24 protein-coding genes are annotated in these 19,393 nt (G+C 70.9%); 10 read left to right on the top strand and 14 right to left on the bottom strand.

From position 1 onward, the window contains the following. The first annotated feature begins 81 nt into the window (after window positions 1–81). A complete protein-coding gene (locus JHN45_RS28380) occupies window positions 82–261 on the top strand; it encodes a hypothetical protein (protein ID WP_200710564.1) in 180 nt (59 codons plus the stop codon). Between the two features lie 54 nt (window positions 262–315). Here JHN45_RS28380 and JHN45_RS28375 read toward each other — a convergent pair whose 3' ends face one another. Beyond that, complete coding sequence (locus JHN45_RS28375) at window positions 316–1,056, bottom strand: SDR family NAD(P)-dependent oxidoreductase (RefSeq protein WP_200710565.1); 741 nt, start codon at window positions 1,054–1,056, stop codon at window positions 316–318. 28 nt (window positions 1,057–1,084) lie between these two features. Further along, the gene (locus JHN45_RS28370) at window positions 1,085–1,837 is read right to left on the bottom strand and encodes a MerR family transcriptional regulator (protein WP_200710566.1); all 753 of its coding nucleotides are present in this window, start codon (window positions 1,835–1,837) and stop codon (window positions 1,085–1,087) included. Between the two features lie 54 nt (window positions 1,838–1,891). Here JHN45_RS28370 and JHN45_RS28365 point away from each other — a divergent pair, with 54 nt between their 5' ends. The 3 genes from JHN45_RS28365 (at window position 1,892) to lnt (ending at window position 4,453) form a co-directional block, all read left to right on the top strand. After that, a complete protein-coding gene (locus JHN45_RS28365) occupies window positions 1,892–2,179 on the top strand; it encodes a hypothetical protein (protein ID WP_200710567.1) in 288 nt (95 codons plus the stop codon). Between the two features lie 110 nt (window positions 2,180–2,289). Then, window positions 2,290–2,781, top strand: coding sequence for a nuclear transport factor 2 family protein (locus tag JHN45_RS28360; protein ID WP_200710568.1), 492 nt, complete (start codon window positions 2,290–2,292; stop codon window positions 2,779–2,781). A 97-nt stretch (window positions 2,782–2,878) separates the two neighbouring features. Next, complete coding sequence (lnt, locus tag JHN45_RS28355; RefSeq protein ID WP_200710569.1) at window positions 2,879–4,453, top strand: apolipoprotein N-acyltransferase; 1,575 nt, start codon at window positions 2,879–2,881, stop codon at window positions 4,451–4,453. Here lnt and JHN45_RS28350 read toward each other — a convergent pair. After that, a complete protein-coding gene (locus JHN45_RS28350) occupies window positions 4,371–5,282 on the bottom strand; it encodes a Gfo/Idh/MocA family protein (protein WP_201051276.1) in 912 nt (303 codons plus the stop codon). The genes lnt and JHN45_RS28350 overlap by 83 nt on opposite strands. 98 nt (window positions 5,283–5,380) lie before the next feature. Between JHN45_RS28350 and JHN45_RS28345 the strand changes: the two genes are divergently transcribed. Then, window positions 5,381–5,893, top strand: a complete 513-nt coding sequence (locus JHN45_RS28345; protein ID WP_201051273.1) for a DinB family protein — start codon at window positions 5,381–5,383, stop codon at window positions 5,891–5,893. 120 nt (window positions 5,894–6,013) lie between these two features. Beyond that, on the top strand, window positions 6,014–6,496 hold the full coding sequence (locus JHN45_RS28340; protein ID WP_200710572.1) for a hypothetical protein: 483 nt from the start codon (window positions 6,014–6,016) through the stop codon (window positions 6,494–6,496). Window positions 6,497–6,538: 42 nt separating this feature from the next. Here the strand turns inward: JHN45_RS28340 and JHN45_RS28335 are convergent, their stop codons facing one another. From JHN45_RS28335 to JHN45_RS28300, 8 genes are all read right to left on the bottom strand, one after another. Then, window positions 6,539–7,072 carry a hypothetical protein gene (locus JHN45_RS28335; RefSeq protein WP_201051272.1) on the bottom strand — a complete coding sequence of 178 codons (534 nt, stop codon included), beginning with the start codon at window positions 7,070–7,072 and terminating at the stop codon, window positions 6,539–6,541. Window positions 7,073–7,175: 103 nt separating this feature from the next. Beyond that, window positions 7,176–7,859 carry a uracil-DNA glycosylase gene (gene ung / locus JHN45_RS28330; RefSeq protein ID WP_019071064.1) on the bottom strand — a complete coding sequence of 228 codons (684 nt, stop codon included), beginning with the start codon at window positions 7,857–7,859 and terminating at the stop codon, window positions 7,176–7,178. A 114-nt stretch (window positions 7,860–7,973) separates the two neighbouring features. Then, a complete protein-coding gene (locus JHN45_RS28325) occupies window positions 7,974–9,551 on the bottom strand; it encodes an ABC transporter substrate-binding protein (RefSeq protein ID WP_201051266.1) in 1,578 nt (525 codons plus the stop codon). 201 nt (window positions 9,552–9,752) lie between these two features. Beyond that, window positions 9,753–10,523, bottom strand: a complete 771-nt coding sequence (locus tag JHN45_RS28320; protein ID WP_201051264.1) for an SDR family oxidoreductase — start codon at window positions 10,521–10,523, stop codon at window positions 9,753–9,755. Between the two features lie 21 nt (window positions 10,524–10,544). Further along, a complete protein-coding gene (fabG, locus tag JHN45_RS28315; RefSeq protein WP_019071067.1) occupies window positions 10,545–11,306 on the bottom strand; it encodes a 3-oxoacyl-ACP reductase FabG in 762 nt (253 codons plus the stop codon). Between the two features lie 142 nt (window positions 11,307–11,448). Next, on the bottom strand, window positions 11,449–11,865 hold the full coding sequence (locus JHN45_RS28310) for a DUF3037 domain-containing protein (protein ID WP_201051262.1): 417 nt from the start codon (window positions 11,863–11,865) through the stop codon (window positions 11,449–11,451). Next, entirely contained in the window at window positions 11,862–12,617 is a 756-nt protein-coding gene (locus tag JHN45_RS28305; protein WP_201051261.1) for a HipA family kinase, read from the bottom strand. The genes JHN45_RS28310 and JHN45_RS28305 overlap by 4 nt, the downstream gene beginning before the upstream one ends. A 135-nt stretch (window positions 12,618–12,752) precedes the next feature. Further along, on the bottom strand, window positions 12,753–13,589 hold the full coding sequence (locus tag JHN45_RS28300) for an SGNH/GDSL hydrolase family protein (protein ID WP_201051309.1): 837 nt from the start codon (window positions 13,587–13,589) through the stop codon (window positions 12,753–12,755). A 356-nt stretch (window positions 13,590–13,945) separates the two neighbouring features. Between JHN45_RS28300 and JHN45_RS28295 the strand changes: the two genes are divergently transcribed. Next, window positions 13,946–14,422, top strand: coding sequence for a Rieske (2Fe-2S) protein (locus tag JHN45_RS28295; RefSeq protein ID WP_200710579.1), 477 nt, complete (start codon window positions 13,946–13,948; stop codon window positions 14,420–14,422). Window positions 14,423–14,425: 3 nt separating this feature from the next. Here JHN45_RS28295 and JHN45_RS28290 read toward each other — a convergent pair whose 3' ends face one another. After that, window positions 14,426–15,076: a cysteine hydrolase gene (locus tag JHN45_RS28290; RefSeq protein WP_200710580.1), complete on the bottom strand. Its 651-nt coding sequence runs from the start codon at window positions 15,074–15,076 to the stop codon at window positions 14,426–14,428. Between the two features lie 149 nt (window positions 15,077–15,225). Between JHN45_RS28290 and JHN45_RS28285 the strand changes: the two genes are divergently transcribed. After that, window positions 15,226–15,693 carry a pyridoxamine 5'-phosphate oxidase family protein gene (locus JHN45_RS28285; protein WP_201051259.1) on the top strand — a complete coding sequence of 156 codons (468 nt, stop codon included), beginning with the start codon at window positions 15,226–15,228 and terminating at the stop codon, window positions 15,691–15,693. 23 nt (window positions 15,694–15,716) lie between these two features. On the opposite strand, the gene JHN45_RS28280 is transcribed toward JHN45_RS28285, so the two are convergent. After that, on the bottom strand, window positions 15,717–16,619 hold the full coding sequence (locus JHN45_RS28280; protein WP_201051257.1) for a LysR family transcriptional regulator: 903 nt from the start codon (window positions 16,617–16,619) through the stop codon (window positions 15,717–15,719). 59 nt (window positions 16,620–16,678) lie between these two features. Further along, window positions 16,679–18,010, bottom strand: coding sequence for an aminotransferase class I/II-fold pyridoxal phosphate-dependent enzyme (locus tag JHN45_RS28275; RefSeq protein WP_201051255.1), 1,332 nt, complete (start codon window positions 18,008–18,010; stop codon window positions 16,679–16,681). 65 nt (window positions 18,011–18,075) lie between these two features. On the opposite strand from JHN45_RS28275, the gene JHN45_RS28270 reads away from it, so the two are divergent. Both JHN45_RS28270 and JHN45_RS28265 read left to right on the top strand, forming a co-directional pair. Next, window positions 18,076–18,762, top strand: coding sequence for a pyridoxamine 5'-phosphate oxidase family protein (locus JHN45_RS28270; protein ID WP_201051249.1), 687 nt, complete (start codon window positions 18,076–18,078; stop codon window positions 18,760–18,762). Further along, the coding region (locus JHN45_RS28265; RefSeq protein WP_201051247.1) for an FMN-binding negative transcriptional regulator at window positions 18,762–19,393 on the top strand (632 nt) is incomplete at its 3' end. The genes JHN45_RS28270 and JHN45_RS28265, both read left to right, overlap by 1 nt.

The raw sequence follows: 19,393 nt of genomic DNA, 5'->3' as shown, positions 1-19,393 counted from the left end.
ACCGCGCCCGTGACCAACCCCATACGGTTTGAGTAGCCGTCCGGTAGCGCAGTGTCAGTCCTTGCCCCTAGGCTGTTCCGCATGTCCCCCGATTCCGTGACCCCTGGTTCCGTGCGGTCTGCTTACGAGGTGAACGAGCAGATCCGGGCTCTCTGGCTGCGTGCGGGCGGGTCGCTCTCCACCCAGGAGCGGGAGGAATACGAGCTGTTGGTGGTCGAGTGGGCCGCCGCGATACGCGACGGGGTCATCGAGGCAGCCTGAGCGGCGGGCGGCCACACCCCGGCACCGGCCTCAGCACCGACCCGGTCGCCGCCCTCACCGTCCGCCCGACACCCGCACCACCGTGCCCGTCGTGTACGACGCGTCCGGTGACATCAGCCAGGCGATGGCCGCGGCGATCTCCTCGGGCTGCCCGGGGCGGCGCAGCGGGATCGACGCGGACACGCGTCGTGCGCGGTCGGGGTCGCCCATTCTCGCGTGGATCTCGGTGTCGACGATGCCGGGTGCGACCGCGTTGACGCGGATGCCGTCGGGGCCGAGTTCCTTGGCCAGGCCCATGGTGAGGGTGTCCACGGCGGCCTTGGTCGCGGCGTAGTGGACGTAGTCCCCGGGGCTGCCGAGGGTGGCGGCGGACGACGACACGTTCACGATCACGCCGTTGCCCCGGGCCGTCATGGTCTGCGCGGCACGGCGTGAACACAGCAGTGTGCCAAGGAGGTTGACCTCGACGATCTGGCGCAGGTCGGCGGTGTCGATGTCCGCGAGCCGGCCGAAGGGGCCGGTCACCCCGGCGTTGTTCACCAGCCCGGTGACGGGCCCGAGTTGCTGCTCCGCCGAGGTGAACAGCCGCTCCACGTCCGCCTCGACGGACGTGTCCGCGCCCACGCACACGGCTCGTACCCCGGACTGCCGTACCCTGTCCGCCACTTGCTCGGCCGCCTTCGCGTCCCGGAGGTACCCCACGACCACGTCGTGACCGTCCTCCGCGAGCCGCAGACAGGTCGCGGCGCCGATTCCCCGGCTGCCTCCGGTGACGACCGTGACGAGACGTTTCATGCGTACTTCCCTTCAGGAGCGGAGCAGTTCAGGTGGTCGCCGGTCCCAGCCGGGCCCGGATGAGTGTCCGGATGAGTGTGTCGAGTCGCCGCCAGGCCGGGGACGAGGCGTTGACCGTGCCCTGGACGAGGGCGGGGATCTCCGAGTCCGCGGCCGGCCCGGGCGGTTCGGCGCCCGCGTAGCGTTCCCGGTGTGCCTCGGCGATACGGCGGGCCAGGTCGTCGACGCGGGGATCGTCGGGGGCCAGGTCGTGCGCGCGGTCGTAGTCCAGGAAGAGCTGCCGCAGCGCCGGGTCGGCCAATGTCCCGGCCTGGTCGTGGAAAAGGGCGGTCGCCTCGTCGGGGTGGGTGGCGAACACGAGGATCCACAGGTCGCGTTGCAGGTCCACCCAGCGCGGGGTGAATCCCCAGCCGGCCAGGTCCCCCAGGTGGGCGGCCACCTCGTCGGGCAGCGGTGTCAGGTCTCCGGCGGCGAGCCGGCGCAGCCGCCCCTGCGTTGCCCGCAGGTCGCGGATGCGGGCGGTGAGGTCGTCGTCGATGTCGCGCAGTGCCCGCCGGAACTCCGGCTCGCCCGCCGATCTCAGCTCGCGGATCCGGGCGAGGGGGACGCCGGCTTCGGCGAGTGTGCGGATCTTGATCAGGTCGACGGCGTCGTGCGCGCCGTAGCGGCGATATCCGGACGCGTCGCGTTCGGGCTCGGGGAGCAGTCCCTTGGCGTGATAGACGCGGACGGTCTTGACCGAGACTCCGACATAACCGGCCAACTGTCCGATGGTGATCACCCGGCCATCGTCCCACTTGACCCCGCCCCTGGGGCAGGGTCGCAGCATGGGGGCATGACGAACACGAACATCGACCGGGAGACCCTGCGCGAGCTGGCCGACGAGGGCAACGAGACCGCCCTGGACCGGCTGGCCGACCTCGCCGACGAGGCCGGTGACCTGGCGGAACTGAGCGAACTGCTGGACGAGGGATCCCCGCGTGCCGGGTTCCTCCTCACCCGGCGCGCGAGCGCGGCCGGGGACCTGCGCGAGCTGCGGCGGATCTCCGACGCCGGGCACGAAGAGGCAGGCCAGGAGCTGGAACGGCTGCTGAAAGCGCCCGCCGACGGGCAGCGGGACTGAGGTATCCGGCCACCCTCGGGGCGCACGCCTGTCCGAACACCACCGAATGTTCCCCACGTTGTCCCCGCGTACCCCTTGGCTCGACACACCGCGTGACCAACACTTGGCCGATGACGCAGCGTGTGGAACTGGCGATCGTGATGGACCGGCTGGCCGTGGACGAAGTGATCACCGAGTACGCGGTGGCGGTGGACGACGGCGACTGGGAGGCGTACCGAAAACTGTTCGCACCGAACGGGCGGGCCGACTACCGGTCCGCCGGAGGCATCGAGGGGGACGCGGAGGAGATCGCCGGGTGGCTCGCCGAGAGCATGCGGCTGTTCCCGATGCGGCAGCATCTGATCGTGAACCGGCGCATCCGCTTCGGCACCCTGGACCAGAACACCGACGACACCGCGCTCGTCCAGGCCGATTACATCAATCCGATGCGCTTCGCCAAGGAGGACCCCGACGACACCTCCACCGCGCCCGACTTCGTGTGCGGCGGACGCTACGAGTTCGCGCTGCTGCGGACGCACGACGGCTGGCGGCTGACCGGGGTCGTCGTGGCGGAGAAGTGGCGGCGCCTTCCGGAGCGGCTCCCGGAGGCCGTGATCCACTGAGTCGATCGGGTCGATCGCGGTGACTGGCGCAACGTCCTCTGTGCGAGATCGTCCGTGACGCGCACACTGGAGCGATCAGCGGGTAGGGAGGTGCCGTATGAAGACCTTCGGCGACTGGCTCGCCTCCCCATGGCGGCGTTCGCTGCTCGCCGCGCTCGCGGGCGCGCTGCCCGTGTTCGCGTTCCCGGCGCCGTCGTGGTGGTGGTTCGCCTACGTCGCGCTCGTCCCCTGGATCCTGCTGACCCGCTCGGCACCGACCCCACGACGGGCGGTCTACGACGGCTGGTTCGGCGGGCTCGGGTTCATGCTGGCCGTGCACAGCTGGCTGGTGCCGAGCCTGAGCGTGTTCATCGTCGTCATCGCGGGGCTGCTGGGCGTGCTGTGGGCGCCGTGGGGCTGGCTGGTGCGCCGCTTCCTCGGTGGCATGCCGACGCCCCGGCGCGGGGCCGCCGCGCTCCTGGTCCTGCCCTCGGGCTGGCTGATGGTCGAACTGGTGCGGTCCTGGCAGGCGTTGGGCGGTCCCTGGGGTCTGCTGGGCTCCACCCAGTGGCAGGTGGAACCGGCCTTGCGGCTCGCCTCGGTCGGCGGGGTGTGGCTGCTGAGCTTCCTGGTGGTGGCCGTCAATGTGGCGGTCGCCGTGCTGGTCGCGGTCCGTGAGGTGCGGGTGCCTGCGGTCGCGGGGCTGGTCGCCACGGCCGCCGTGACCTCGGCGGCCTGGGTGTGGTCGCCGCGCCCCGACGTCGACGGCCGGGTACGCATCGCCGTCGTACAGCCCGGGGTCATCGACGGCGACGACAGCGGCGACCGGCGCTTCGACCGCGAGGAGCAGCTGACCCGCCAACTCGCAGGGCAGCACGTCGACTTGATCGCCTGGGGGGAGAGCAGCGTCGGCTTCGACCTCGGCAAGCGGCCCGATCTCGCGCGCCGTATCGCCGCGCTCTCCAAGGAGACCGGCGCCGACATCCTGGTCAACGTGGACGCCGAGCGCTCCGACAAGCCCGGCATCTACAAGAGCTCGGTCCTGGTCGGCCCGCAGGGGCTCACCGGCGACCGCTACGACAAGATGCGGCTGGTCCCCTTCGGGGAGTACATCCCGTTCCGCTCACTGCTCGGCTGGGCCACCTCCGTCGGCAAGGCGGCGGGCGTCGACCGCAGGCACGGCACCGAACAGGTCGTGATGAACGTGGGGCACGGGCTGCGTATCGGCCCGCTGATCTGCTTCGAGACCGCGTTCCCCGACATGAGCCGTCATCTCGCCCAGGACGGCGCCGACGTCCTCCTCGCCCAGTCCTCGACCTCGTCCTTCCAGAACAGCTGGGCCCCCGAACAGCACGCGACGCTCGGCGCACTGCGCGCCGCCGAGACCGGCCGCCCGATGGTCCACGCCACCCTGACCGGCGTCTCCGCCGTCTACGGCCCGAGCGGCGAACGCATCGGCCCCTGGCTCGGCACGGACTCGGACACGACTCAGGTCTACGACGTCCCGCTCGCGCACGGCATCACGCCGTACGTCCGCTACGGCGCCTGGCCGGTGGGCCTCGCGCTGCTGGTGCTCGCGGCGATGTGCGCGGGTGAGGGCGCGACCGCGTTCAGGCTGCGGCGGACCGCTCCGCGACCGCTCGTACCACCCGCTCGCACAGCTCATGAGTCGCCAGCGCGTCCCGGGCGCTGAGCACCTTCCCCGCTCGTACGGCGTCCAGGAAGGCGAGCACGGCCTGCTCGATGCCGCGCTGCCGGGCCACCGGGACCCAGTCCCCGCGGCGCCGTACCGTCGGCTGGCCCTTGTGGTCGACGACCTCGGCGAGGTTGACGACCTGGCGCTTGGTGTCCTGGCCGGAGACTTCCAGGATCTCCTCGACCGAGCCGCTGAGCCGGTTCATCACGCCGAGCGCGGTGAAGCCGTCGCCGGAGAGCTGGAGCACGAGGTGGTGCAGCAGTCCGTCCTGGGTGCGGGCGCGCACGGTCATGTCGTCGACCGGCCCGGGCACCAGGAAGCGCAGGGTGTCCACGATGTGGATGAAGTCGTCCAGGATCATCGCGCGCGGCTCCTCGGGGAGCCCGATGCGGTTCTTCTGCATCAGGATCAGCTCGCGCGGATGGTCGGCGCACTGCGCGTACCCGGGGGCGTAGCGGCGGTTGAAGCCGACCGCGAGGGACACGTTCCGCTCCTCCGCGAGCCGCACCAGGCGCTCGGAGTCGGCGAGGTGGTGGGCGAGCGGCTTGTCGACGTACGTCGGTACGCCCGCCGCCAGCAGCCTGGTGACGATCTCGGGGTGCGCGGTGGTGGGCGCGTGCACGAACGCGGCGTCGAGATTCTGCGCGAGGAGTGCGTCGAGGTCCGTGTGGCGCCGGTCCGCCGGCAGGTGGAGGCTCTCGGCGACGCGGGCGAGGGTGGCGGGGGTGCGGGTCTGCAGATGCAGTTCGACGCCGGGCAGGGCGCCGAGAACCGGCAGGTAGGCCTTCTGCGCGATGTCACCGAGTCCGATGCAGCCGACCTTCACGGAGCCTCCCTGGCGCTCGCCCAGCGGTACGTTCCCGGAAGCATACGGCGGGGCGATATCCGGTGGTGCGGGCGGACCGGGAGCGCGAGGATGCGGGCATGACGATCGAGCGCAGTGAACCTTCGACCACCGCCGACGAACGCACCATGCTGGAAGGCTGGCTCACTTACCACCGCGAGACCCTCGCCTCGAAGTGCGAGGGGCTCACCGACGAACAGTTGAGGACCACCTCCGTGGAGCCCTCCACGCTGTCCCTCATGGGCCTGGTGCGGCACATGGCGGAGGTGGAGCGGGGCTGGTTCCGCTCGGTCATGGCGGACGAGCAGGCGGACCCGATCTACTTCACCGAAGAGGACCCGGACGGCGATTTCCACACCACCGAGGCGGACACCTGGGCGGAGGCCCACGCGACCTGGCGGGCCGAGATCGAGGCGGCGAACGCGAACGCCGCCCGGTTCACCCTGGACGACCTCTCCGTGGGCAAGCACCGCCGCACCGGCGAGCACTTCAACCTGCGCTGGATCTACACCCACATGATCGAGGAGTACGCGCGGCACAACGGCCACGCCGATCTGCTCCGGGAGCGGATCGACGGAAGCACCGGCGACTGACGTCACGTCGTCACCCGGGGCGGGCGCGGGCCGTCCGTAAGGGGGCGGAGATCACCCGTGTGGGGCATCATCCGCCCGTCCGGTGTCCCAATCAGGGCCGGAACCAGCAGAGTTGCGCGGGTGCATCGAACGACGACCACCGCAACGCTCCTGGTCACCGTGGCTGTCTCGGCCCTGTCCGGCTGTGTGACCGTCCAGCGGCCACCGGCTCCCGCTCCCCCGGCCGCACCGTCCCAAGCGTCGGTGCCGCGCCCGGACGGCAGCGCGGAGCCGCAGGTCGTACAGGCCCCGGCCCGGGAGGCGCTCGAACTCATCGACCCCTCGCACCGCCCGAAACCGGTCGCGCATCCACCGCACCACGCGCCGGCCCCGCCCTCACGGGCGGCGCAGGCGCCGGTACCGGTCCCCCGCTCGCGTCCGCACCCTCATCCCCACCCGCACACCAAGCCGCGCCATCCCCGGCAGCCGGGCGCGGACATCCCGGACGTGGTCAAGTCGGTGCCCAAGAACACGTCTGACGTGTGCGCCCTGGGCAGGAAGTACGGCGGCTGGCAGTCGGACAGTCCGCAGTCGATCATCTGCGGTCAGACGTACGGGCGTTGAGGCCGACGGGCACAGATCGGCCGGGAACGGATCGGCCGGGTTCTAGGGCCGCGGTCTCGGCGGCCCCCAGTTCCCTTCCCCGGCCGCACCGCCCTCGGTGTCGAGCCGCAGTTCCAGTCGGCCGATCGCGGCCCGCACCCCGTTGCCGTAGCCGTCGTCCGCGAGGACCGTGCAGGCGGCGCGGGCGCGGCGGAGGTGGGTGCGGGCGGCGTCCGGGCGGTCGAGCTTGATGTAGTCGGCGGCGAGGTTGAGATGCAGGGAGGGGTAGAAGCCGCGCACCGCGCCCGCCCCCTCCTGGCCGGTGTCCCTCGTCTCCCGCCCGTCCGTCAGCTCGTCCGCCGCCGACAACGCCCGGAGATCCCAGGCGAGTTCGTCGGTCGGGTCGTCCTGGGTGTCGGCCAGGTAGTGGGCCAGCGTGCAGCGGTGCAGTGGGTCGCCGTCCTCACCCAGCTCCGCCCACAGGCCGAGCAGCCGCTCCCTGGCCTCCTCGCGGTCGCCGCCGTGGTGCAGCATGACGACCTGTCCGATCCGCGTCAGCAGAGCGTCCGGCGCCGCCTGCTCCTGTCGCTCCGTCACAGCGTCCTCCGCACCTTGTCAGCCACCGTTGGCCGTCCCCCTCGACGCTAACCGGCGCCACTGACAATCCCCGTCAGGCGGCCCCGGACCGGCCCCGGCGGGCTCAGCCCAGGTTCGGGATGCGCCAGTCGATCGCGGTGTGGCCCTGCTTGGCGACGGCCTCGTCGATCTGGGTGAACGGGCGGGAGCCGAAGAACTTCTTGGCGGACAGCGGGGAGGGGTGCGCGCCCTTGACCACCACGTGCCGCTCCTCGTCGATCAGGGGGAGCTTCTTCTGCGCGTAGTTGCCCCACAGGACGAAGACCGCCGGGTCGGGGCGGTCGGCCACCGCGCGGATCACCGCGTCGGTGAACTTCTCCCAGCCCTTGCCCTTGTGGGAGTTGGCCTCGCCGGAGCGGACCGTGAGCACCGCGTTGAGCAGCAGGACTCCCTGCTGGGCCCACGGCATCAGATAGCCGTTGTCCGGGATGGGGAGGTCCAGTTCCTCCTTCATCTCCTTGTAGATGTTCCGCAGGGAGGGCGGGGTCTTCACTCCGGGGCGGACCGAGAAGCACAGGCCGTGTCCCTGGCCCTCGCCGTGGTACGGGTCCTGACCGAGGACCAGCACCTTCACCTGGTCGTACGGGGTCGCCTCCAGGGCGGCGAAGACCTCCTCGCGCGGCGGGTAGACCGGACCCTTCGCCCGCTCCTCCTCGACGAACTCGGTCAGCTCCTTGAAGTAGGGCTGCTGAAGCTCGTCGCCCAGGACTCCGCGCCAGGACTCGGGGAGCATGGAGATGTCGGTCACGTCAACTTCCTTACCGTGTGCGGCGACTGCGATGCGGAGCGAGCGCGCGAGTGCGGTCGCTTCCATGTCCCAGAACCTACAGGCGACCACTGACAACCGGTGCCGCGATCCGGTTCACCAGCTCGTCTTGCGGTAGAGCTGCCACATCATCATGATCGTCGACGGGTCGAGGGCCTGTTCCCCGCCGGAGATGTCGTCGCTGGCGGCCACGTACTGCCGGCCCTGCCACAGCGGCAGCAGCCGGGTGTCGTCCACCAGGATCTGCTGGGCCTCCTCGAACTCCTTGACCACGTCGGCCCGGTCGGTCTCCTTGCGGGACTCGGGCAGCAGTACGCCGGTGATCCTCGGCGAGGGGTAGGGCGTGCCGAGCGCGTTCTGCTGTCCCACGAAGGGCGCGATGAAGTTCTCGGCGTCGGGGAAGTCCGGGAACCAGCCGCGCCCGAACACCGGATACTCGCCCTTCTGGTAGCCCGTCACATACGTCTTCCAGGGGCGGCTCTTCAGGGTGATCGTGAAGAGCCCCGAGGCGTCCAGCTGCCGTTTGAGTTCCTTGAACTCCAGGGCGGTCTCGGAGCCGTAGCGGTCGCTGGTGTACCAGAGGGTGAGCGGGACGCGTTCGGTGATGCCCGCGCGGGTGAGGATCTTCCGTGCCTTGGGGACGCTGGGGTCCCCGAAGTCGTCGAAGAAGGCGGTGGTGTGGCCGGTGAGGCCCTTCGGGACCATGGAGTAGAGGGGGTCCACGGTGTCGCGGTAGATCTTGTGGGTGATCGCCCCTCGGTCGACGACCTGGGCGACGGCCTTGCGGACGGCGGGGTTCTTGGCCCACTGGTCCTTGGGGTTGAACACCAGGTAGTTGATGTCGGTGCCGGAGCCGTCGACCAGTTGCAGGTCCTTGGAGGGGCTCCCCTGGAGGGTGACGATGTCGTCGGCGGCGAGGCCGCGATAGGTGACGTCGATCTTCTGGTCCCGCAGCGCCTTCACCATGGTGCCCGAGTCCTGGAAGTAGCGGATCGTCACCGCGCTGTTCTCCCGCTTGGCGAAGCCCTTGTAGCGGTCGTTGCCGACGAGTTGGGCCTGCTTGCCGTCGTCGTAGGACTTCAGGGTGTACGGCCCGGAGCCGAAGACCTTGCCGTCCTTGCGCAGGGAGTGCGCGGGGTAGTCGTCGGGGTCGACGATCGACATGGCCGGGGTGGCGAGCACGAACGGGAAGGTCGCGTCGGGCTTGTTGAGGTGGAAGACGACCTCGCGGTCACCGGTCACCTGGACGCGGTCGAGGCTGCCCAGCAGTCCCGCGGGTCCGCCCGCGACGTCGATCTGTCGGATGCGGTCGATGGAGTGCTTGACGGCCTGGGCGTCGAGGGTGTCCCCGTCGGCGAACTTCATGCCCGCGCGCAGTTCGCAGCGGTACGTCGTGTTCGAACTGTCGGTGAAACCGCAACTCTTGGCGGCGTCCGGCTCGGGGGTGGTCGCGCCGGTCGGGTAGGCGAGGAGCGTCTGGTAGATGTTGCGGAACAGCTCCCACGAGCCGTCCCAGGAGGCGGCCGGGTCGAGCGTGCTGGGGGCGCTGGTGGTGCCGACGACGATGGGTCCCCGGTCGTCGGGATTTCCGTCCGAGAACACCCCGCATCCGGCCACCAGGGATATCGACGTGATCGCCGCGGCTCTCCGCAGGCCTCGGTTCCGGTTGAACACGCGCACGCTCCTCGATCCGCCATACCAAGGGTCGGCAGACCATACCGCAGTGCCCCGCCCGGTTGAGCAAGGTTCGGACAGGGCACTTGATCAGCGGTTTCATGACGACGTTGTCAGTCCACTGTGCGCGTTTTCGTACCTCGACACGGGCGCCGGTTCCGTAAAGGGAACAGCAAAGAAACCGGCGCCCGGGTCGTCGGGTCAGGCCACTCCGGCGTTCAGGAGGATGCCGCCGTCGACGACGAGGGTCTGGCCGGTGATCCACTCGGACTGGTCCGACGTCAGGAACGCGGCGGCGCCGCCGATGTCGGAGGGCACACCGAGCCGGGCCAGCGGGTAGGAGGCGGCTGCCTCCGCCTCGCGGCCCTCGTACAGGGCGGCGGCGAACTTGGTCTTCACGACCGCCGGGGCGATCGAGTTGACCCGTACGCCGGGCGCGAACTCGTGCGCCAGCTGGAGCGTCAGGTTGACCATCGCGGCCTTGCTGACGCCGTACGCGCCGATGAACGGCGAGGCGGAGATCCCGGCGAGGGAGGCGATGTTGACGATCGCGCCGCCGTTGTCCTTCTGCCAGGCGTGCCAGGTCTTCTGGGCGAAGCCGAGCGCCGAGATGACGTTGGTCTCGAAGACCTTGCGGGCGACGTTCAGGTCGAGGTCGGCGATCGGGCCGAACACCGGGTTCGTACCGGCGTTGTTGACCAGGTAGTCGACGCGGCCGAAGGCCTCCATCGTGCGCTCGACGACGGTGGCCTGGTGGGCCTCGTCGTGGGCCTTGCCGGCCACGCCGATGACGCGCTCGGCGCCGAGCGTCTCGACGGCCTCCTTGAGGGCGTCCTCGTTGCGTCCGGTGATGCAGACCCGGTCGCCGCGGGCGAGCAGGGCCTCGGCGACGCCGTAGCCGATGCCGCGGCTGGCGCCGGTGATGACGGCGACCTTGCCGGAGAGCGCGGGCAGTTCAGGCTGTTCAGTCATGGTTCCGTGTTCCCGAATTCCCTAGTTGAGCGGTCCGCCGGCGACGTACAGGACCTGGCCGGAGACGAAGCCGGCCGCCTCGTTGGTGAAGAAGGCGACTGCGTTGGCGATGTCGTCGGGCTCGCCGACGCGCTGCACCGGGATCTGGGTGGCGGCGGCGGCCTTGAAGTCCTCGAAGCCCATGCCGACGCGGGCGGCGGTCGCGGCGGTCATGTCGGTGGCGATGAAGCCGGGGGCGACGGCGTTGGCCGTGATGCCGAACTTGCCGAGCTCGATGGCGAGGGTCTTGGTGAAGCCCTGGAGGCCGGCCTTGGCGGCGGAGTAGTTGGCCTGGCCGCGGTTGCCGAGGGCGGAGGACGAGGAGAGGTTGACGACCCGGCCGAAGCCCGCGTCGACCATGTGCTTCTGGACGGCCTTGGTCATCAGGAACGAGCCGCGCAGGTGCACGTTCAGGACGGTGTCCCAGTCGGAGACGCTCATCTTGAAGAGCAGGTTGTCGCGGAGCACGCCCGCGTTGTTGACCAGGATCGTGGGCGCGCCGAGCTCGGCGACGATGCGTGCGACGGCGGCTTCGACCTGTGCCTCGTCGGAGACGTCGGCGCCGACCGCGAGGGCCTTCCCGCCGGCCGCGGTGATCTTCTCCACGGTGTCCTTGCAGGCGGCCTCGTCGAGGTCGATCACGGCGACCGCACGGCCCTCGGCCGCGAGGCGTACGGCGGTGGCGGCGCCGATGCCCCGCGCTCCGCCGGTGACGATCGCGACCCGCTGCTCAGTGGTGGACATTCCTGGTTCTCCTCGCCCTTGAGAAACTCTCGCCCTTGAAAACTGCGGCCCGCCGGTGAGCGACCGCTTAGTACCTTCGGCAGACGTGACGCTAGAAGCCCTGGCACTCGGTGTCAACGTGCGCAGGGCCGGGTGTGATTCATTACCTCACCAGCAGGTCGAGCAGGCGCTCCGTCTCGGCCGCCGGATCGACGGTGAGACCGGTGTGCACGGGCCCGGGCTGCACGACGGTGGACCGGGGCGCGATCAACCACCGGAAGCGCCGCCCGGCGTCGTCCCGCGCCGCCTGCCCGGCCGCGTCACCACCCGCACACACTCCTTCCACGGCACCGAGCGCGGCCCTGATCCCGGCCACATCGGCGTCCGGGTCGAGGGCGAGCAGCCGCGCCTCGTCCAGATGGGTGCGGGCGCCGACGTAGGACCGGGCGCGGCAGTAGACGAGGACTCCGGCGTTGATGCACTCGCCGCGCTCCACGCGCGGTACGACGCGCAGCAGGGCGTACTCGAAGACGTCCCGTTCGTTGGCCTCGCTGGGCCGGATGATGTGGCGCTCGGTCACTGGAGTCCCTTGATGCGCTCGTGGATGAAGGGCACGCGCGCGAGGAGGGGTGCCGCGTACGCCTCACGGAGGAGGTCCGGGGTGTCGAAGCCGGGTTCGCCGGTCAGCCAGGCGTCGGGGATCTCGGCGGTGACCTCGGCGAGGAGTTCCCCGGTGACCTGCGGTGCCAGGTCCGCAGCGGCGCTCGCCAGGTCGGGGGCGAAGCGGGCGAGGGCATGGTCGGCGGCGTCGTAGGGACGGGCCGCTGAGGCCTCGGCACCGGGCCAATTGTGGTGCCAGATCATGGTGGCGCCGTGGTCGATGAGCCACAGGTCGCCGTGCCACATCAGCAGGTTGGGGTTGCGCCAGGACCGGTCGACGTTGTTGACGAGGGCGTCGAACCAGACGATCCGGCCCGCCTCCTCGGGGCTCACCGTGAAAGCGAGCGGGTCGAAGCCGAGCGCGCCGGACAGGAAGTCCATGCCGAGGTTGGCGCCACCGCTGGACTTCAGCAACTCCTGTACCTGCTGGTCGGGTTCGCCGAGTCCGAGCACCGGGTCGAGGTCGAGGGTCACCAGGCGTGGCACCCGGAAGCCCAGCCGGCGGGCCAGCTCCCCCACGACCACCTCGGCGACGAGCGTCTTGCGGCCCTGCCCGGCGCCGCTGAACTTCATGACGTACGGCGCGAAGTCGTCGCCCTCGACGAGCCCCGGCAGCGAGCCGCCCTCCCGCAGTGGCGTGACGTAGCGGGTCGCGATGACTTCCTTGAGCACTTTCCGAGACTCCCTGGCCTTGCCGTCCGCAACCGCTTCGGACGCGCCTCCGGCACGGAGTGAGCATTCTACGAGGAGTGGGGGGCGCCCGCTCTCACCAGGACCGGGCCGGCGGGCGCCCCCTTTCCGCTCAGGTCATCGGCGGTGCGCGCCACAGCGGACGGCGCGTTCCGCGGCGGCGGCCATGGCCTGCTGGCCCAGGGCGTTGGGGTGGGCGGGCGCGGTCGGCGCCGCCGCGACCAGGGGTTCGATCCAGCGCTCGCCGGCCGGCTTGCACATGTCGTGCCCGATGGTCGGGGTGTAGGTGTCGACGTAGGCGGCGCCGTGCGCCGACGCCTGGTCCGCGATCATCGCGTTGAGCTTCTTCTCGGTGTCCCGCAGATAGCCGAAGTCACCGGCCGCGAGCGGTACGGCGGAGCTGGTGCAGCCGACTCCGTCGTCCGGGAACAGGTCGGGATAGCCGACCACCACGACCTTGGCCCGGGGAGCCCGCTCGTGGACGGCGTCCAGGGCCGCGGCGATCTTGGGGGCGGTGTCGTCGACGCGCTGCGCCAGCCGGTCGGTGCCGTCGCTCGTGAAGAAGGTCTGGCACGGGTTGCCGGTCGGGTTCTTGGACGTGAGTCCGGCGCAGGTGGCCAGATTGGCGGAGAAGCCGATGTCGTTGCCGCCGATGGTCAGGGTGACCACGTCGGTGTCCGCGCCGAGGGCGTCCAGCTGGGGTGCCTTCGTCCCCTGGGGGCCGGCCAGGGCGGTCGTGGTGGCGCCCGAGCAGCTGACGTCGGTCAGCTGCCAGTCGCGCGCCGCCGCGAAGAGCGACGGGTAGTTCTGGTCGGACCGCGCGCACGTGGCGTCGACCTGGGTCGGTATGCCCGGGCCGGAGGCGTACGAGTCGCCCAGCGCGACGTAGTTCACGGTGGGCGCGGTGTGCGCCGAGGCGCTCGCCGTCGTCGCCCCCGCGACGGACAGCGCCATCGCGCAACCCGCCACCGCGGCGCCGCGCAGCAGGCTCCGCCGGCCGGGAGTTCTCTTGCTCTGCTCGTTCAAGTCCGTCCATTCGTCGGGCCCCCGCCCCCGCCCCCGACACCCGTCGGGGTGTGGGCGTTGTGCTGGCGAGACTTGAAACGGCGCGCACACCAAGGAGGTTCACTCATGGCTTCACCGGGTGCGTGTTCAGGCCTTATGCAGGGCCGACAGCGAAACGACAGCGTGGTTTTACGCCTGCCTGATCTCGATAAGGCCAAGCTCTCGACACCGTCTGAACGACGATCATCCGTACCCCGTACCCCTTTGCAGACCCACAAATGCTTTCTTCTGGAAGGAACGTCAGCATGACCAGCGATTCGTTCGAACCCGTTACGGCGCCCTCCCGTCGCACCGCTCTGGCGGCGGTCGGCGCGGCGGGACTCGCCGTCGCGCTGACCGCGTGCTCGTCGAGCGACGACTCCTCGTCGGACTCCTCGGACACTTCGGGCTCCACCACCACCGCCGGCGCGTCCACGGCCCAGGGCGACGCCGGTGGCACCGAACTGGCGAAGACCACCGACATCCCCGAGGGCGGCGGCAAGATCTTCGCCAACCAGGGCGTGGTGGTCACCCAGCCGACGGCGGGCACCTACAAGGCGTTCTCGTCGAAGTGCACCCACCAGGGCTGCGCCGTGACCACGATCACCAACGGCGTCATCGGCTGCCCGTGCCACAAGAGCGAGTTCTCCATCACCGACGGCAGTGTGAAGCAGGGGCCTGCGACCCAGGCGCTGCCCGCCGAGCAGATCACCGTGACCGGGGACTCCATCACGCTGGCGTGACGGTCAGCGTCGATCGGCCCTGCGGGGTCGTTTGAAACAGCCCAGCACCTCGTCCGTGGTCGCGACCGTGGCGACCAATGCGAGGGTGTTGCGGATCATCGCGGGGGTGTACTCCGAGGGCACCCCCGCGATGGCGTCCTTCGGTACGACGACGGTGTAGCCGCGGTTGACGGCGTCGAACACCGTGTTGGGGATGGCCACGTTGGCCGAGACGCCGGTGACGATCAGTGTGCGGCAGCCCAAGTTGCGCAGCAGCGCGTCGACTTCGGTGCCCTGGATCGGTGACAGACCGTGCAGCCGTCGTACGACGAAGTCCTCCTCGGCGACCTCGATGGGGGGTGCCACGCGGACCGCCGCGGTGCCCGAGAGCTGCTGGACGGGCAGGCGTTCGGCGGCGCGGAACAGGCGGGCGTTGTGGTTGGCGCCCCGGCCGTCCGGGCGGCGTTCGGCGAGCGCGTGGATCACCTGGACCCCGCTCTCGTGCGCGGCGGCGACCAGCCGGGCGACATTGGCGAGCGCGCCCGACGACCTTGCGGCGAGGGCGAGTTCGGGCAGCGCGCTGTCCGGGCCGACCACGCCCTGTTGACATTCAACGGTGAGCAGGGCAGTGCTCACCGTGTCGAGGATCTCACTGAGTTGTGCGTGCGACGGCATGGCTCTCCCTTGTCGTCGGCGGCCGGGGCGGGTGACAGTAACGAGCATCGCGTGCGTACGGAAGACGACCGACGACCGTCCGGCCACATTTCCTGACGTACCGTCAGAAGCGGCTGCCCGCCGCTCGTGCCGTAGCCGAAGGGGATCGCATGACCGCCACTCAGCGCCGAGGCCGGAAGATCATGATGACACCCGAGGAGCTGGACGAGTTCCTCGCCACCGAGCGCACCTGCCGCGTCGCGACCGTCTCCGCGGACGGGGCCCCGCACGTCAGCCCGCTCTGGTTCGCCTGGGACGGCACGTCGTTCTGGCTGTACTCGATCACCCGCAGCAAGCGCTGGGCCGATCTGCGCCGCGACCGGCGCATCGCCGTGGTGGTCGACGGCGGGCACGCCTACGACGAGTTGCGGGGCGTCGAGCTGTCGGGGACCGTCGAGTTCGTGGGCGAGTCCCCGCGCACGGGCGAACCGAATCCCGAACTCGTCGCGGTGGAGAAGCTGTTCGCGCAGAAGAACTTCGGCCTGGACTCGATGCCGTACGACGGCCGGCACGCGTGGATACGGCTGACGCCGGACACGGTCACGTCCTGGGACTTCCGCAAGTTGGCCGCGCTGTAGGCGAGTTGCTCGCGGGCGGGCTGTCAGACGACCGTCTCGGCCGCCGCCCGCAGCGCCTCGACCGCCGCGCGGATGGAGGGGCGGCGGTCGGCGTCCGCGCGCCAGACGACGTAGACATGGCGGCTCACCCGTTGCTTCAGCGGGACGGTGACGACTCCGGCGGGCATCGGGCTGCGGCCCAGCAGGGGTGCGATGCAGACGCCCAACCCGGCGGCCACCAGGCCCAGTTGGGTGTGTGTCTCGGCGGCGCGGTGGCCGATGATCGGCTCGATGCCCCGGGAGCGCAGGGTGAACATCAGCCACTCGTGGCAGAACTCGCCCTCGGCCCAGGTGATCCACTCGTCCTCGGCGAACTCCCCGAGGTCCACCTCGTCGCGGCCCGCCAGCGGATGGCCGACCGGCATCGCCACATCGGCGGGATCGTCCAGGATCGGCGCCTTGACCAGGCCGTCGGGCAGCGGCATCGGCTTGTTGTACCAGTCGAGGACGACCGCGAGGTCGAGATCGCCCCGCACGACGCCCGCGATACCGGTCTCCGGCTCCAGTTCGGCGGAGCGGACGCGCAGCGCGGGGTGCTGGGCGCGCAGCGCGGCGAGCGCGGCGGGGAAGAGTCCGCGGGCGGCGGTCGGAAACGCGGAGATCCTCAACTCGCCCACCACCTGCCCCCGTTGGGCCTCCAGATCGGCCTGGGCCAGCTCCACCTGGGACAGGATCCGGCCCGCGTGCTCCGCGAGCAGCCGGCCGGCATCCGTGAGCCGTACCCCCCGCCCGTTCTTGGCGAGGAGCTGCTGGCCCACCTCCCGCTCCAGCTTGGACATCTGCTGCGACACGGCCGAGGTCGTCACATGCAGCCCCTCGGCGGCACCGCTGACCGAGCCGTGCCGGGCCAGGGCGTCCAGGGTGCGCAGCCGCTCCAGGTTCAACATGTAAGTGATGCTACGAGATACCCGACGTCATATCCCGCTCGCGCTACAAGGTCACGCCCTCACGCGTAGCCGCGCATCGGCGTCCGGCCGCACGCGGAGGCGATCGCCCGCGCCAGCGGCCCGGTCTCGTCGGCCGTCAGGGTCGAGACGGTGATCCGGATGCCGGGCGGTGCGCTCATCCGGAAGCGGGCGCCGGGCGCGACCGCCCAGCCCGCATGCAGGAGGCGGGAGACCGCGCCGGTCTCGTCCGGTACCGGGATCCACACGTTGAGGCCGCTGCGGCCGTACGCCGTGACGCCGTGGTCGGCGAGCGCGGCGATCAGCGCGTCCCGGCGACGGCCGTAGGCGGCGGCCACCGCCGGGGTGTCCACCGCGCCGTCGGCCCACAACCGGGCCACGGCGCGCTGGGTGATCCGACTGACCCAGCCCGGCCCGAGGCGCTGGCGGCCACGGACCCGGTCGAGGGTGACGACGTCACCGGTGAGCACGGCGAGGCGCAGATCGGGGCCGTAGGCCTTGGCCATCGAGCGGACGAACGCCCAGTGGCGGGTGGCGCCGGCCAGCGGGTGCAGGGGCTGGTCGACGATGCCGTGGCCGTGGTCGTCCTCGATCAGCAGGATCTCCGGGTGGTCGTGGAGCACGGAACGCAGGGCACGCGCGCGCGTGGCGCTCACCACGGCTCCGGTGGGGTTCTGCGCGCGGTCGGTGACGATCAGGGCCCGCGCGCCGGACTCCAGCGCGGCGCGCACGTCGTCGGGGCGCGGTCCGTCGTCGTCGACGCGGACGGGGGTGACGCGCAGCCCGAGCGCCGGTACGAGGTCGAGCAGGCTGCCCCACCCGGGGTCCTCGACGGCGACGGTGTCACCGGGCTTGAGATGGGCGGCGAGGACGCGCTCGATGGCGTCCAGGGAGCCCGAGGCGACGGCCACGGGGCCGGCCGGCACGCCGTCCGCGTCCAGAGCGGCCCGCGCGATGCGTGCCAGCTCCGGTTCGACCGGGTCGTCGCCGTACATGACCGGTTCCCGGTCGGAGAGCTCGGCGGCCCGGGTGAACGCCTTGACCAGGGAGGGCAGCAGCGCGGGATCCGGGTTGCCGTGCGCCACCTCGCGCACCCCCTCCGGCACATCCACCCGGATGTGCTCGCGCCCGGTCGTGGCCGGCTTGGGCCGCACCCGGCTGCCGCGCCGCCCGGCGGTCTCGATGACCCCGCGCTCCCGCAGGGTCCGGTACGCGGCGGCGACCGTATTGGGATTCACCCCCAGCTCTACGGCCAACTCCCGCATCGGCGGCAGCAGTTGCCCCGGCTCCAGCTCTCCCGACCCCACCGCGCGCTCGACGTCGGCAGCAATGTCTGCTGCGCGCCGCCCTTCGATCCGATATCCTCCTAGCACAAAGCACACTATGCACTAGTGCAATATACACCGCAACTCGAACACCGATGAACACGGAGAACGCCATGCAGGGGACCACCTCGCAGCCGATACCGCAGGCCGCCGCCTACACGCCGACCGACCTGACCGTCCCGACGCGCTCCGCGGAAAAGGCGTCGTACGACAAGGAGTTGGTGCACGCGATACTCGACACCGCCTACGTCTGCCACCTCGGCTTCGTCCGCGACGGCCGGCCGGTCGTGCTGCCGACGCTGTTCGGGCGGGTCGGCGAGCGGCTGTACGTGCACGGCTCTACGGGTGCGCGCCCGCTGCGGATGACGGGGCAGGCCGACCCGGGGCTCCCGGTGTGCCTGACGGTGACCCACGTGGACGGTCTCGTGCTGGCCCGTTCCGCCTTCCACCACTCGATCAACTACCGCTCCGTGGTGGTGCACGGCATCGCCCACCAGGTGACGGACCCCGAGGAGAAGCTCACGGCGCTGGACGCACTGGTCGACCATGTCGTGCCCGGCCGTTCGGCGGACTCCCGGCCCGGCAACAAGAAGGAACTCGCCGCCACCATGGTGATCCGCCTCGACCTCGACGAGGTCTCCGCCAAGCTCCGCACCGGCGGCGCGAACGACGAGCCCGAGGATCTGGACCTCCCCCACTGGGCCGGCGTCCTCCCCCTCAACACCGGCTACGGCACCCCGCTCCCGAACGACGACCTGTCCCCCGACATCGAACTCCCTGGCTACCTGGCGGAGTTGTGATGCTCATCCACCTCTGGGACGCACCCCAGGACGACACCGAGTGGCAACACTGGCTGGCCACCCACGACTTCGGCCAACTCGCCGTCAACGGCCCACCCGGCGAACCGCCGTTGATCCAGCCCCTCCACTTCGCCTACGACCCCGAGCGCGGCGAGGCGATCACCCACCTGGCCCGCCCCAACCCCCTGTGGCCGGCACTGGAGGCGGACCCCCAGGTGGTGCTGAGCGTCGTCGACGACTACGTGTACATCCCCGGCCCCTGGCAGGCGGACCCGGACGGCCCACCGGAACACGGCGTGCCGACCAGCTTCTACGCGGCGGTCCAACTCCGCTGCACCGCCCACCTCGTGGACGACCCGGCCGAGAAGGCGACCCTCCTCAACCGCCAGGTCGGCCACTTCCAGCCCGAGGGCGGCACCACACCGGTCACCCCGGGCGAGCCACCGAACGGCCGCCTGCTGTCCGGCATCCGCGCACTGCGCCTCGAAGTGACCGGCGTACGCGCCAAGTTCAAGTACGCGGGCAAGCGGTCCACCGAGGTCCAGGACCGTATCGCGGCGAGGCTTGCCGGGCGGGGCGGGGTGCGGGACGACGTGGCGCGGGGGCATTTGCTGCGGCGGCGGGAGGGGTG

This window comes from Streptomyces sp. MBT53 (assembly GCF_016654115.1).
GTDB lineage: Bacteria > Actinomycetota > Actinomycetes > Streptomycetales > Streptomycetaceae > Streptomyces.
The sequence above is the reverse complement of the archived record's forward strand: the minus strand, read 5'-3'. Positions and strand labels throughout refer to the sequence as shown.